We start from the raw sequence: 14,209 nt of genomic DNA, 5'->3' as shown, positions 1-14,209 counted from the left end.
AATTTTTAAGCTTTTATTTTTTGAAGGCGATTACCTGTTAGCACATACTTATCACCAGTATGTGGACAAATAGATTCGGCATTACCATTTAATGGTATATCTAGCTGTTCACCAAATTCGCTCATCCAACCTATTTGCTTAGCAGGTACGCCTACCATTAAAGCATAATTAGGAACATCTTTATTAACTACTGCTCCTGCGCCAATAAAAGCAAATTCCCCAATAGTCACGCCACAAACTATTGTACAGTTAGCACCTAAAGTTGCCCCTTTTTTTACGAGCGTATTTTTATATTGGTCTTTACGTTCAATTAATGAGCGAGGGTTGTAGACATTAGTAAACACCATGCTTGGACCACAAAACACGCCTTCTTCAAGAATAACATTATCGTATACTGAGACATTATTTTGAATTTTGCATTTGTTGCCAATAATAACTTTATTACCAACAAAAACATTTTGACCTAATGAGACATTTTCTCCAATTTTTGCTCCACTACATATATGGACAAAATGCCATACCCGAGAGCCAGATCCTATTTGTGCTCCCTCATCAATGATTGCACTAGTATGTTGATAATAACTCATGGTGTCTACCGTCATCTCTATTTAATTAGTTGGCTTAAGAAAGGGTGAGCTTCATTAGCTGCTGCTGTAGTTGGTTGAGAATCTCTTATTGTATTGACTGTTTCAATACAATGTCTTGCATCTTCTAAGCCATACCCACGACCAGCTAAAATTTCTTTATAACTTATAGTATGTAAATCTGTGAACCCTTTTGAAAATTCTATTTCATCATTATCAACTGTTATCGAACGATAAGTTGTTTGTTTTCCTTTAACTGATTCAGGTAAGTCGTTTGCATCAATTGATAAAAACCAACGTACACGTGCATTTTCATATTCAAGATAGCCTGCGGCTTTCTGTTCATCAGCATAATGCAGATGATTTTTTTCTAGTTTACCAAAAATAAAATGCAGCATATCGAAGAAATGCACACCTATATTTGTTGCAACACCAAATGATTTTCGAGGATCACCTTTCCAACTTTCCATATACCATTTACCGCGAGATGTTATATATGTCAACTCAACGTCATATTTTTCTGCTTTATTTGCATTATTAACTTTTTCTTTTAAGTCGAGTATTGCTTGATGGTGACGTAACTGAAGAATGTTATATACTTTTTTTCCAGTTTCTTTTTCTACTAAAGCTAATTCATCAAGTTGTTCTGAAGTTGGTACTAAAGGCTTCTCACAAATAACATCACAACCTAATCGTAGGCCTGCAGTAATATGAGATAAATGGAGATAGTTTGGAGTACAGATTGAAACGTAATCTAACCGTGTTTCAGCATTACGTTGTAAGCGATATGAGTAATCAGAAAAACGTTCAAACTCTGTAAAAAATTCACTTTGGGGGGAAATACTATCAATTATTCCAACAGAGTCATTAATATCATAAGCTACAGATAGTTCATTATTGGTCTCTATAATAGCTTTCATATGGCGGGGGGCAATATAACCAGCCGCACCAATTAAGGCAAATTTTTTCATTTTATAATCCTTTAATTTAACATTAAATATAAATTTTACGCTTTAATTATATTTTCTGCCGGTTCGCGATAAATACCTCGCGTATCGATCAGTAATTTAGAATGTTTTTTAATTAGTGGATAGTCAAATTTATCATGATTAGTGGCAAGGATGATGGCATCAAATTTTGATAGAGTATCAATTGAGATTTCCTCACTTGATAGATTGAAATGATGTTCTCGCATTTTTGGGAAAACTGGAACATGGGGATCGCTATAAGCGATAGTCGCACCTTTTTCTTGGATAATCTCCATCAACTCAACAGATGGTGACTCTCGCATATCATCAACATTTTTCTTATATGCAATTCCTAAAATAAGTACTTTGCTGCGGCTTAGTGCCTTCCCTTGCTGATTAAGACCATCAATCAATTTATTTAAAACATATTCTGGCATAGCACGATTAATTTCTCCGGACAGCTCTATAAAGCGAGTATTTACACCGTATTCGCGCGCTTTCCATGTCAGATAGAAAGGATCAATTGGTATGCAATGGCCTCCTAATCCCGGACCTGGATAATATGCTGTAAATCCGAATGGTTTTGTTGCAGCAGCATCAATAACTTCAAAGATATCAATTCCCATTTTGTCGGCAACTATTTTCATTTCATTAACTAATCCAATATTAACCGCTCGGTGAATATTCTCTAATAATTTAGTCATTTCAGCTGCTTTAGTTGAACTAACAGGGACTATTTGCTCAATCGCTTTACTATATATTGCTTTACCTGCTCTCAAGCATGAATCGGTGTGTCCACCGATAACTTTAGGTATTGTTCGCGTTTCAAAATTTGGATTACCGGGATCTTCTCGCTCAGGGGAATAAACAAGAAAAATATCCTCACCAACGATAAAGCCTTTCTCTTCAATACGCGGCAATAACTCTTCGTTAGTTGTTCCAGGATATGTGGTACTTTCTAGAGATAATAATTGCCCTTTTCGTAAAAAAGGTTTAAGCATGTCTGTTGTATCAATAATGAAACTGATATCGGGTTCTCTATATTTGTTTAGAGGAGTAGGAACACATAAAATGATAATATCGCATTCGCTAATATGAGAAAAATCTGTTGTAGCTTTAAAGCCTGTTTTTATGGCAGATGTAATTCTATTTGATGATATATGCTCTATATAGCTTTGACCGTTATTCAATTGAGTAACTTTATTTTCATCAATATCAAAACCAACTACTTTATAACCAATTTCATTATATCTAAGCATTAAGGGTAACCCTACGTACCCAAGACCTACAATAGCAACAACTGCAGAGTTATTGTTTATCTTTGCTTCTAAGCTATCAATTATTGACATATCTAACCTTACAAATTTTAATAATGAGATTATTTAATAGAATAAAGATGAACTATAAACTAATTTAAAATCTTAATTTTTATAGTTATAGTCATTCATGTTGATTGAGTTTCATACAAATTTATAGTGGCTAAGCCATGTTGTATATTATGAGATATAGCCATAGCTACCGCACTGGGTTGTCGGGTCCCAGAGCACCATTGAATTCTATATCTATGCTTATTAATTGATAACATTACATTTTTATGCAACTGCTCAATTGATAAGCATTTCTTATCGTTTTTACCCCCCGAGAGGGTATGCCTCTACGCTGACTCGGTCAAGCGAAAGCCACTAATAATAACACTAAATATAGGTTATGACTATTAATGTGATAGTCTTAAAGAATAGTCTTATTGGTTTTGTAAATCATATAAATTCTTTTAAATTATAAGGTTATATTTTTCCTAAATAACGTTTGATAATTGGCAACATTTTATTTTAAGAGAGATAAAATAACCCTATTTTTTGTCGAGGTATTATCTTAATTAAACTAATAACTCTCTCGTTACAAGAGTATCGCGTTAAGATAACTTGAATAATTGAGATATACATCATTTTTATTTTTTGGTTGCCAATGAATATTCGTAAAAGGCGTTTAATTGATAAATTAAGATAATTAATTTTTGATGTAATAACTCAAGAACACTCAATAAGCGATTTCTCGTGTTAATTATAGTGTGGCCTTAACTAATTGCGAATGAGAAGGTGTCAAAAAATGAATAATACCCTAGCTGCATGGAAAGGCTGCTAGGGTATGTCTTTTAGATAAGGGGGAGTATTACCACTTGAATGGCAGTGTCACCATCACGGAAGCACCGATATCATCACGGGTATCGTAATCGGTTTTCGAAACCCAGACTTTAGCGTCTGTACTAACTCGGTCGTCAAAATTATGCCACCAGCCTAAATCAAGACCTTTAATCGTTTCTGACTCAGGGAATGCTTTATTTTGCCATTGGTTTTTGGGATTTACTTTTGCATACATTAATCGAGTACTGATACGGTTACTATCATCTAAAGTATATTCTATTTTCGTTGACAGCATCCTTCCATCTCCCCCCATAGCATGCCCTAAAGGGTATCCTTGCTGGTAATAGCCTGCTTTATATACTGAATGCATATACATAACATTGTAGTTATTCCATTCGGTTCGTGTATTAGCTGCCTCTATGTACCAACTAAGAGGGTTACCAGCCAACGAATGGTATCCTTCAAGTCCCATCATATAAGCATTATGAGATGGGAGATAGCCAGCTTCATCTTCTCCTGTATATTGCCCATATACGCTAAGTGGTAAGTTAATTAATGGGTATAATTTAAGTTTGAAATCAAATCCTGCTAATTGGTTGCCTGGATCTTTGGATTTATCGGTTGTATTGGAATGGCCTGTCATTGCATCCCAAAATGAGCTTGCTGAACTAGGGCGACCATCACCAGCCCACATAATTGTTCTAGCCCCACCTAATTCAAAAAAGTCAGTTGGATTCATTGTTACACGTAGGCCAATTAGTTTCACTCCTGATTGGACAGGATATTGCTTAATTTGCCCAGCAGTCAGCTGATATTGCCATGAACCAATCCATGACAGCCAAGGGGTCTCAAATGGACTTTGGTCTGCACGCTGCATAAGGAAACCAGTAACTGGACGTGCTGCATCAGTACGAATCAAACTACCATCATGACCAGGTCCCCACCATTGAGGGATTTCACCGAAACTTACCCATTGGTTCCAAATTTTTACACCACCATAAGAACCATTAAGGTTGTAATCAGAGCCATTTTCAACACGTAGCGCTCGTTCAGCGTTGGCTTTTAGATTTAAGTCAACATCGTCGGTACTATAGTTGCCTTCAACGGTGTAACGGAAATCACTGTATTCGCTTTGGGCGAATCCTTGTGGCATGGAAGGCTTACCAGTGGATAAATAGGTTTGTAATTGAACACTATTTTTCGTGCGGTTTAGTTGCTGCTTAATACGTTGTACTATCGCTTCTTGTTCACTATTGGTGATATTGGCATTATTTAGTGAGCGGGTTATTTCTTCTGCCGATAAAGGCCATGTTGAAAGACTAATTTGGATAACATTACGCTCTGATAACCAGGCGAGGTCGTTACGTAGATTGTTATCGGGTAATACGAGTCCTCCAGCAAGAGCGTTACCACTCATTGCACTCAATAACGTTAGGATGGCCAACTTGGTAAGCTTAATTTTTTTCATTGATGAATCCGTTGAGTTGAGTCGTCTAATTTTTTGTGTCTTGATGCAAACAATTGCCTATAAAATAATTCAAATTGAACGCAAATTAAGAGTGATAATTGCCACGCTGAGATTACAGGGATATTTGTCGTATTGATTAGACATGCGTGCTGCGTTCTATATCAATATAATAGGTAATCTTTGAGTAAATAAAAAGCAGATTATCAATATATCCGGTATTTTGTCTGTTTATGATTATAGATCACGAGATAAATAGAAATTGAGGGATTAATATCGAGTATTCATTTTTATTAATATGAGAACTTCCTATTTATTGTTTTTAAATGGCTTTTAATTCCTATCAAAAAATGATGATAAAACGTGTTGATATTGAAATAAGCAAGAATGCTTAAGTAAATAGGTGGGCGTGAGTGAGGTATCAATATTGCGAAATAAAAAGTAAGCCCTTTAAATAATCTTATTTAAAGGGCTTAAAATAAAGCTTATGGCTGGATAAGATTATCGACCATGTTCGGGTAACCAAATCTGTAAACGTAAACCACCAAGTGGGCTATCGTCAGCTTTTACCCAACCTTTATGTTGTGATATCGCTGTTTCAACAATCGCCAAACCTAACCCCGTGCCTCCGGTTTCTCTATCACGAGCTTCATCAGTGCGATAGAACGGGCGGAAAATATTTTCACGGTCTGCTGGGCTAACCCCAGGGCCATCATCATCAACAGTGATTAATATGCCGTTGTTTTCCTCTTTAAAATTCACCGCAATGTGTGTATTAGAGTAACGAAGGGCATTACGAACAATGTTTTCAAATGCACTGCCAATTGCCGATGGGTTGCAGTAGATAGGCCATGGGCCGGGCGGTGCGGTTACATCCAACGTTTTATTCATTTGCTCTGCTTCAAAGCGAGCATCCTCTAAAATATCTCCCCATAAATCATCGGCTTTAATGTTCTCCCTGAGGATTTCATTTTTGTGTTGGCTACGTGATAACACCAATAAGTCGTTGATCATGCTATCTAAGCGATGGGTTTCGGTTTCGATGCGTTCTAACTCTTTACTTTCACCGTGGCGACGACGTAATAGTGCCGTTGCCAACTGCAATCGAGTTAATGGCGTTCGTAATTCGTGTGAGATATCAGAAATTAAACGTTGTTGGGCGGTGACCATGCCATCAAGCGCACTGATCATCTGGTTAAAACTATTACCTGTAGAAAGAAATTCTTGAGGTCCAGATTCAAGTTCAGGGTGTGGACGTAAATTGCCTTTTGCGACATCGTCAGCTGCCATTTTTAATTTACGAGCAGGGCGAGCCAGACTCCATGATAGCCAAAGTAGTAACGGAGCACTGATTAACATGGTGGCAATTAACAGCAGGAATGGTCTATCAAACAATAAGTTAATAAAGTCTGATTGCGGGCTATTTGCCGGTCGTACTAAATAGAGTTGATAGTGATCTTCACCGTCGCGAATGGAAAACGGTCCAAGAATTTCGGCTCGTCCGTATTTTTTCTTTTTCGGGTGATCGGCGTTGTCGGATTGCCCGATAAAGTTACGGATCACTTGCATTTCACTGGGCATCGCACCGATAACACGTCCTTCACTGGTCACAATGATGAGACGTTGCCCCGGGGGAGCCCATTTTTTGATGGAGTTAGAAATACGTCGCCACCAAAGTAGGTCGTTCATCGGTGCCTGTGCAAGTTCGGCTTCGATGTGTTGCTCAAGCATCTCCCCTTGGCGTTGCTCACTTTCCAGTAGGGAAGTGAGCTGCCTAGAGTCTAGCTTGGGTACCATCAGCACTAGCATTAAAACTAGTGCGAGGGTAAACCAGAAAATCGCAAATATTCTCGCGGTTAAGCTATTTATCATGTTGCTGAAACCATCAAGTATCCACGGCCACGCAAGGTTTTAAACCAAGGTTGACCATCTGTACGTTCTGGGAGTTTACGGCGTAAGTTAGATATGTGCATATCAATTGCACGGTCAAACGGTGTTAACCGCTTACCGAGCACTTCTTGACTTAAATGTTCTCTTGAAACAACTTGACCAAGGTGCTGTGCTAATAAATACAGTAACGTGAATTCGGTACCTGTTAGGTCAAGAATTTCATTGTCAAAGCTAGCTTCTTGGCGGCCTGGATTCAATTGTAGTTTATCCACCTGTAATACCGGTGTATTGCTGTTATCTCCTTGGTTTTGTTCACTCCAATTAGAGCGGCGCAATAATGCACGGATACGCGCGACTAATTCACGGTCATTAAAAGGCTTAGGCAAATAGTCGTCAGCACCTAATTCTAACCCTAATACTTTGTCGAGTTCGCTTCCGCGGGCAGTCAACATAATAACGGGGGTTTGGTGGATTTGACGTAGCTCTTTTAATGTCTCAATACCATTTTTCTTTGGCATCATGACATCGAGTAATAACAGGTCAATGGACGAATCAAGTTGTTGTAAAGCCTGTTCACCATCATAGGCGATGACAACGTTGAAACCTTCCATTTCGAGCAGTTCTTTTAAGAGCGACGTGAGTTCACGGTCGTCATCAACTAATAGGATTTTATGCATGTGTTTAAGTCCTCCAGCTGCCAAAATACGATAACAATCTTCACGATTCCATGACTTTACGTTCTTTTACATGCTCTGACGCTAGTTTGCAGCCACCAGCGTATAGTTGTCTACATTGAATCACGAGCACTGTCCGAGAACAAGGAGTTGGGAATGCAAAGAACAGCACAAACAACAGTTATGTTGACGTTAACCTCTGCATTTATTATCGGATCAGTGACGGCTTTTGGGGATACACCAGAAAATATTATTCAAACTGGTGATTCATCGACTCCCCTAATGTTACAAATGCAAAATGAGCCGGAGTCTCCATCAGTAGTTGCTCAGCTTCAGCACCATGAGCTGTTTGGTAATGCAGAACGCACAAGTACATTTATGTTTAATGGTATCACGTTAAATGAAAAACAGCGTCAGCAATTGCGAGATTTAATGGCAACACAGCGTCGTTATCAATTTGATAACCCAGTTTCCATGCAAGAGCGTGAAGCACTGCACAATTTAATCATCGCCGATGATTTTGATGAAAAAGCGGTTCGTGACCAGTTAGAAAAACATATGCAAAAAGAATTGGCCCAGCGTGTTGAAATGGCGCGTATTCACCATGAGTTGTACCAGCTATTAACACCTGAGCAGAAAGCCCAACTTGAGCAGATCCATCAACAGAAGATGTCTCAATTTCAGGCTTTACAGTAAATAGTTTTGTTGAAGTTGTTTAATTCGAAATTCTCTTGATCGTAGTAGTGAAGTAGCAATAAGTGAAGTTTTTCCTTGCCATAGACACCATCCCTGTCTTTTACAGCCCCTTCTTGGGGCTATTTTTTTGCCTATTACTATGTATCATAGGCCTTATAAATCCAAAAAAGACTGATTTAATGAATATGAACAGTTGAATTGTGCACAGGTTAATATCGGGATAGAGCTTTCCTGTTATTTAATTTTAATCATATTATTTAGTCTATCGTGATTTATTCTGCTGCAAATTCTACTATTGAGATAAAAAACAGATGAACTTCACTTTATAAGTCGATTCTTACTATATTCCTATTGTTATTTTTTGCAGACTTTATAGTCTTTAAAACCTTAAAAAGAATGGTTATGTGTATTGCAAAGGAAAAAATATGATGAAGATGAAGGCGCTTGTTGCAGTCGCTGTTTCAGCCGTGATTTTGACGGGATGTAAAAACTTAGATCAGGGCATGCTAACAAACTCGGGTATGCAATTACTGCAAGCTGCTACTTTAACTGACGGTGACGTGAAGCAATTAAGTGACCAGTCATGTAAAGAGATGGATGCACAAAATAAAATTGCACCTGCTTCTAGCAAATACTCGAAGCGCTTAGATAAAATTGCTAAAGCATTAGGCAATGAAATCGATGGCACTCCTGTTAACTATAAAGTTTATCTGACCGATGAAGTAAATGCGTGGGCAATGGCGAATGGCTGTGTGCGTGTTTATAGCGGTTTGATGGATATGATGAATGATAATGAAGTTGAAGGTGTATTAGGCCACGAAATGGGCCACGTTGCACTGGGTCACTCACGTAAAGCTATGCAAGTTGCTTATGCCGCTGTTGCTGCCCGCACCGCAGCGGCTTCAGCAGGTGGCGTGGTTGAGCAATTGAGCGCGTCTCAGGTTGCTGCATTGGGTGAAAAACTGGTTAACTCTCAGTTCTCTCAACACCAAGAAAGTCAGGCGGATGATTTCTCTTATGATCTGCTGAAAAAGCGTGGAATTAAAACCGAAGGTCTGGCAACCAGTTTTGAGAAATTAGCAAAACTGGGCGATAGCGAAAGCAGCATGTTTGACTCGCATCCACCGTCAGCTGAACGTGCTCAACATATCCGTGACCGTATTGCGGCTGATAAATAAGCCTTTTTGTTAGTCAACAATCATATTGAAGTGCAGCTATGGTGAATCCATCGCTGCACTTTTTTTTGCATTTTTTGTGAGTTTTTTCAGAGAATTTGCAGCGTGTCTGCGAGTGTAATCTCAAATAAGAGGAATTCAGAGCTTCCCTGTTGTGCTAATAAATAAACCCGTTTAGCTTAAGTCTTAATTTTCATTTCTGATGTGTTAATTAAAAAATATTTATCCCTTCTGACTAAGAACTGGGTAGAAAAATAGAAAAACGCTTTGCAAGGAATAAAGATGGAAAAAGCTCAAAGAGTTTCTTTGATGGCAAAAGGAATGGGGATGTTATTATCATTTACTTGCCGCTTATTAACCGGTGTACGTACGCGTTGGGTCGGTTGTCAACCAACGATGACGTCTCGTATATATTATGCGAATCACTCTAGTCACCTTGATGGTCTTGTTATTTGGTCTGGCTTACCTCCTTTAATGCGCCATACCGTCCATCCTGTGGCAGCAAAAGATTATTGGGATAAAACACCGTTTAGACGTTATTTGGTTAATAAAGTATTCCGAGCCGTATTGGTTGATCGAAAAGGGGAGGGGGCCGCCAAAGACAATATATTAGCGCCGCTAGAAGCGGTGTTAGTACAGCAACAATCATTGATCCTCTTTCCGGAAGGCACTCGCGGCGATGGCGAAGAATTAAGTCATTTCAAAAGTGGTATTTACCACCTAGCTAAAAAATTTCCTCATGTCGAAGTGGTTCCTGTTTATCTTGAAAATTTAAACCGTGTGTTGCCAAAAGGCTCCAAGCTCGTGGTTCCCGTTATTTGTTCCGCAGTAGTGGGAGCGCCTCTCTCGCCATTAGGCGAGGATGAATCTAAAGCTGAATTTTTACAACGCGCTAAATCTGCATTAGAGGAGTTGATGCCATGAGCCTTTGGGATAGCGAGATCGTGTTATTGCTATCGGGTGTATTCAGTATACTCGTGGTAGCCAGTATCATTGGTGGGATCCTTGCTTATCGCTATTCAGGAGAAAAGAGCAATCCTACAATCGACAATTTAAATGCCAGAATACGTGCATGGTGGTTGATGTGTATCGTGTGTGTATTGGCCGTTGTGATAGGCAATATCGGTGTTGTGATTTTATTTGCGCTAATTTCATTTTTCGCATTGAGAGAGTTTATTACTTTAACGCCAACTCGACGTAGTGATCATGAAGCGTTATTTTGGTGCTTTTTTATATTCCTGCCGTTGCAATATGTTTTGGTTGGTATTCAGTGGTATGGCATGTTTTCTATTTTTGTACCGGTATTCGTATTTCTTTTCCTACCGACACGTATCGCTTTAGCGGGGGATACTTATCATTTTCTTGAACGCACAGCCAAAATTCAGTGGGGCATGTTAGTTGCGGTGTTTTGTTTAAGTCATGTTCCTGCTTTATTGATGTTAGATATTCAAGGTTATGAAGGCGAGAATGTAAAATTACTCCTGTTTTTAATTGTTGTGACCCAACTTTCTGATGTGTTGCAGTATGTGTTTGGGAAATTGTTTGGCAAACATCCGATAGTGCCAAAATTAAGTCCTAATAAAACAATTGAAGGCTTTATCGGCGGCATACTCTCTTCGGTGCTTATCGGGATCTGTTTATATTGGGTAACGCCTTTCAGTTGGTGGGTTGCAGGATTGATGTCTCTTGCGATCACTTTAATGGGATTCGTCGGGGGGTTATGTATGTCGGCGATCAAACGTGATAGTGGTATTAAAGATTTCGGCGCAATTATTGAAGGGCATGGTGGCATGTTAGACCGTATCGACTCGTTATGTTTCGCAGCGCCAATATTCTTTCACTTAACACGTTATTTTTATACGTAATTTGGCTTCTGTGTTCGATTAACTCCAAAATGAAAAAAGTGCTTGAACCCGCGCGGGTCAAGCACTCAACTAAAGCCTATCAAATTTTATACCTCGCGACAGTTGGTGTGTTTAGCAACCCAACGACGGCATGTTGTCGTCCTCACGCTACTGGGGAATGATGCAAGGAGGTTCACCTTGGCTTCCTTAACACCCGTGAATAATGGCGCTTTATCATGTGAATATAGATAACCGTGCGAGTGACTGCCGCTGATGTTTAACTCGCAAGGTTAACTTTCTATTTCATATCAATGCTATGATGGAGACTTAATTTTTGTTTCGAAGTAAGGCAACAACCGCTATAGTGAGCCTGTGTTTTTACGGTAATCCATTTTATGAACTAAAATTGTGTAGACTGGATCACAATAAAGTATCAAAACTTGATGGAAAACAGGTATATCAGTACCTTTACCGTATTATAGTGGTAGGTGAATCAATTCAGCACGATGGTTTATAATCGAATTTGATGTAGAAAAGCGCAGGTGTTGTGTCTTTTATCGATTTGCAATTTATATTCATTAATCAGAGGTCATCATGGTCAAGCAGATTAAAAGAATTGGGGTATTAACAAGCGGTGGTGATGCACCAGGTATGAATGCTGCAATCCGCGGCGTGGTACGTGCTGCATTGAGCGAAGGGTTAGAAGTCATGGGTATCTATGATGGATATCTAGGTTTATATGAAAATCGCATGAAACAGCTAGACCGTTATAGTGTTTCTGACATGATTAACCGCGGTGGTACCTTCCTCGGATCTGCGCGTTTTCCTCAATTCCGCGATGAAAAAGTTCGTGCTGTTGCCATTGAAAATCTGAAAAAAAATCATATTGATGCTCTCGTCGTGATTGGTGGTGATGGTTCTTATCTCGGTGCTAAAGCATTAACAGAAGCTGGTTTCCCATGTATTGGTCTACCCGGCACTATCGATAATGACGTTGCAGGAACAGACTATACCATTGGTTACTTCACTGCCCTTGAAACCGTTGTTGAAGCGATTGACCGTCTGCGTGATACCTCAACTTCTCACAAACGTATTTCTATTGTTGAAGTGATGGGACGCTACTGTGGTGATTTAACGCTATCCGCGGCGATTGCGGGAGGGTGTGAGTTCTTAGTCTTGCCTGAAAATGAAATGGCTTATGATCGTGAAGAGCTGTTGTCTGAAATCAAACAAGGTATTGAGAAAGGCAAGCGACATGCTATCGTTGCGATTACAGAACATGTTTGCGATGTTGATGAATTAGCTAAATACATTGAAGCAGAAACCCATCATGAAACGCGTGCAACGGTACTGGGGCATATTCAACGTGGTGGATCGCCTGTTGCCTATGACCGTATTTTGGCCTCGCGTATGGGGGCATACTCTATTCAGCTCCTTTTAGAGGGCTATGGCGGTCGTTGTGTCGGGATCCAAAACGAAAAATTGGTTCACCATGACATTATTGATGCGGTAATGAACATGAAGCGCGTCTTTAAGAAAGATTGGTACGATACAGCGAAAAAACTGTACTGATTTTTACCTCTACAATTGCAAATCTCTCCTGTATCGTGCATTAACGGCACGATACAGGTTTGTTCTCTCTCATCGAATTCACGGTATATTCTTTTGTTGCATAAATTGTCATTTTTAATTATTTCATGTTATCTATGAAATCTGTCAGCCTGCCTTAACATTTAAATGAATGAGGTATGGAAGAATGGCACGAAAATGGCAGTCAGCAACGGCATTGTTATTAATACTGACGACGGGAGCATGGGCGAAAAACATTCAATTATTAAATGTTTCTTATGATCCGACTCGGGAATTTTACCAGCAATATAACCAAGCTTTTAGCCAGTATTGGCAAGGAAAAACTGGGGATACGGTAACCATTCGTCAGTCTCATGGTGGTTCAGGTAAACAAGCAACATCTGTCATTAATGGCTTGGAAGCCGATGTCGTCACGCTAGCGTTAGCTTATGATGTTGATGCCATAGCGGACAGCGGGCGCATTGATAAAAATTGGATAAAACGGCTCCCCGATAATTCCGCACCTTACACTTCAACAATTGTCTTTCTTGTCCGTAAAGGCAATCCTAAAAATATCCAAGATTGGGATGATTTGATCCGTCAAGATGTTGCGATTGTGACGCCGAATCCCAAAACCTCAGGCGGAGCGCGTTGGAATTATCTTGGGGCTTGGGGATATGCTTTGGAAAAAAATCATCATGACCCAGAGAAAGCCAAACAATTTGTTAAACAACTCTATCAAAATGTTGAGGTGTTAGATTCTGGTGCTCGCGGCGCAACAAATAGCTTTGTGGAACGTGGAATTGGAGATGTATTAATTGCGTGGGAAAACGAGGCGTTATTAGCGATTAATGAGCTTGGTGAAAATGGTGAATTTGAAATTGTGACGCCTAGCATCTCTATTTTAGCTGAGCCTACTGTGGCTGTGGTTGATAAAACCGTCGATAAACGTGACCGCCGAGAAGTCGCACAAGCCTATTTGGAGTATTTATACTCCCCTGAAGGGCAAGAAATAGCCGCTAAAAATTATTATCGACCCCGTGATGCGGATGTCGCTAAAAAATATCAGCAACGCTTTCCTAAACTGAAACTATTGACGGTTGATGATGTGTTTGGCGGTTGGACTCAAGCGCAATCTACGCATTTTGCCAATGGGGGCGTTTTTGATGAGATTAGTCGCCGCCCCTAACACACACGGCATAT

General features: G+C 39.5%; 12 protein-coding genes. 6 read left to right on the top strand and 6 right to left on the bottom strand.

Features of this window, described 5'->3' with window-relative positions; all coding sequences use genetic code 11:
• Window positions 1-5: 5 nt before the first annotated feature.
• The 6 genes from wbpD to cpxR form a co-directional block, all read right to left on the bottom strand.
• Window positions 6-587, bottom strand: a complete 582-nt coding sequence (wbpD, locus tag G3341_RS19070; RefSeq protein WP_163762217.1) for a UDP-2-acetamido-3-amino-2,3-dideoxy-D-glucuronate N-acetyltransferase — start codon at window positions 585-587, stop codon at window positions 6-8.
• Window positions 588-604: 17 nt separating this feature from the next.
• Window positions 605-1,555 carry a Gfo/Idh/MocA family protein gene (locus G3341_RS19065; RefSeq protein ID WP_163863360.1) on the bottom strand — a complete coding sequence of 317 codons (951 nt, stop codon included), beginning with the start codon at window positions 1,553-1,555 and terminating at the stop codon, window positions 605-607.
• Window positions 1,556-1,590: 35 nt separating this feature from the next.
• A complete protein-coding gene (locus tag G3341_RS19060) occupies window positions 1,591-2,901 on the bottom strand; it encodes a nucleotide sugar dehydrogenase (RefSeq protein ID WP_163863358.1) in 1,311 nt (436 codons plus the stop codon).
• An 820-nt stretch (window positions 2,902-3,721) separates the two neighbouring features.
• Complete coding sequence (locus G3341_RS19055) at window positions 3,722-5,161, bottom strand: capsule assembly Wzi family protein (RefSeq protein ID WP_163863356.1); 1,440 nt, start codon at window positions 5,159-5,161, stop codon at window positions 3,722-3,724.
• 498 nt (window positions 5,162-5,659) lie between these two features.
• Window positions 5,660-7,030, bottom strand: a complete 1,371-nt coding sequence (gene cpxA, locus G3341_RS19050) for an envelope stress sensor histidine kinase CpxA (protein WP_154623646.1) — start codon at window positions 7,028-7,030, stop codon at window positions 5,660-5,662.
• Window positions 7,027-7,725, bottom strand: coding sequence for an envelope stress response regulator transcription factor CpxR (gene cpxR / locus G3341_RS19045; RefSeq protein WP_004924392.1), 699 nt, complete (start codon window positions 7,723-7,725; stop codon window positions 7,027-7,029). Before cpxR ends, cpxA begins: the two co-directional genes overlap by 4 nt.
• A 153-nt stretch (window positions 7,726-7,878) precedes the next feature.
• Between cpxR and G3341_RS19040 the strand changes: the two genes are divergently transcribed.
• From G3341_RS19040 to G3341_RS19015, 6 genes are all read left to right on the top strand, one after another.
• Window positions 7,879-8,418, top strand: coding sequence for a Spy/CpxP family protein refolding chaperone (locus G3341_RS19040; RefSeq protein WP_154623647.1), 540 nt, complete (start codon window positions 7,879-7,881; stop codon window positions 8,416-8,418).
• 428 nt (window positions 8,419-8,846) lie between these two features.
• Complete coding sequence (locus tag G3341_RS19035; protein ID WP_163863668.1) at window positions 8,847-9,596, top strand: M48 family metallopeptidase; 750 nt, start codon at window positions 8,847-8,849, stop codon at window positions 9,594-9,596.
• Between the two features lie 279 nt (window positions 9,597-9,875).
• Window positions 9,876-10,517 carry a lysophospholipid acyltransferase family protein gene (locus G3341_RS19030; RefSeq protein ID WP_154623648.1) on the top strand — a complete coding sequence of 214 codons (642 nt, stop codon included), beginning with the start codon at window positions 9,876-9,878 and terminating at the stop codon, window positions 10,515-10,517.
• On the top strand, window positions 10,514-11,458 hold the full coding sequence (locus G3341_RS19025) for a phosphatidate cytidylyltransferase (protein ID WP_154623649.1): 945 nt from the start codon (window positions 10,514-10,516) through the stop codon (window positions 11,456-11,458). Before G3341_RS19030 ends, G3341_RS19025 begins: the two co-directional genes overlap by 4 nt.
• Before the next feature lie 573 nt (window positions 11,459-12,031).
• Entirely contained in the window at window positions 12,032-13,009 is a 978-nt protein-coding gene (gene pfkA / locus G3341_RS19020; protein WP_154623650.1) for a 6-phosphofructokinase, read from the top strand.
• A gap of 184 nt (window positions 13,010-13,193) precedes the next feature.
• Window positions 13,194-14,195 carry a sulfate ABC transporter substrate-binding protein gene (locus G3341_RS19015; RefSeq protein ID WP_163863354.1) on the top strand — a complete coding sequence of 334 codons (1,002 nt, stop codon included), beginning with the start codon at window positions 13,194-13,196 and terminating at the stop codon, window positions 14,193-14,195.
• Window positions 14,196-14,209 lie beyond the last annotated feature (14 nt).

This window comes from Providencia vermicola, assembly GCF_010748935.1.
GTDB classification, from domain to species: Bacteria; Pseudomonadota; Gammaproteobacteria; order Enterobacterales; family Enterobacteriaceae; genus Providencia; species Providencia zhejiangensis.
This window is presented reverse-complemented; position numbering and strand designations above follow the sequence as displayed.

Excerpts from the sequence above, each read along its gene's own strand:
- wbpD (WP_163762217.1), bottom strand. The coding sequence starts at position 587 with ATGAGTTATTATCAACATACTAGTGCAATCATTGATGAGGGAGCACAA.
- G3341_RS19065 (WP_163863360.1), bottom strand. The coding sequence starts at position 1,555 with ATGAAAAAATTTGCCTTAATTGGTGCGGCTGGTTATATTGCCCCCCGC.
- G3341_RS19060 (WP_163863358.1), bottom strand. The coding sequence starts at position 2,901 with ATGTCAATAATTGATAGCTTAGAAGCAAAGATAAACAATAACTCTGCA.
- G3341_RS19055 (WP_163863356.1), bottom strand. The coding sequence starts at position 5,161 with ATGAAAAAAATTAAGCTTACCAAGTTGGCCATCCTAACGTTATTGAGT.
- cpxA (WP_154623646.1), bottom strand. The coding sequence starts at position 7,030 with ATGATAAATAGCTTAACCGCGAGAATATTTGCGATTTTCTGGTTTACC.
- cpxR (WP_004924392.1), bottom strand. The coding sequence starts at position 7,725 with ATGCATAAAATCCTATTAGTTGATGACGACCGTGAACTCACGTCGCTC.
- G3341_RS19040 (WP_154623647.1), top strand. The coding sequence starts at position 7,879 with ATGCAAAGAACAGCACAAACAACAGTTATGTTGACGTTAACCTCTGCA.
- G3341_RS19035 (WP_163863668.1), top strand. The coding sequence starts at position 8,847 with ATGAAGATGAAGGCGCTTGTTGCAGTCGCTGTTTCAGCCGTGATTTTG.
- G3341_RS19030 (WP_154623648.1), top strand. The coding sequence starts at position 9,876 with ATGGAAAAAGCTCAAAGAGTTTCTTTGATGGCAAAAGGAATGGGGATG.
- G3341_RS19025 (WP_154623649.1), top strand. The coding sequence starts at position 10,514 with ATGAGCCTTTGGGATAGCGAGATCGTGTTATTGCTATCGGGTGTATTC.
- pfkA (WP_154623650.1), top strand. The coding sequence starts at position 12,032 with ATGGTCAAGCAGATTAAAAGAATTGGGGTATTAACAAGCGGTGGTGAT.
- G3341_RS19015 (WP_163863354.1), top strand. The coding sequence starts at position 13,194 with ATGGCACGAAAATGGCAGTCAGCAACGGCATTGTTATTAATACTGACG.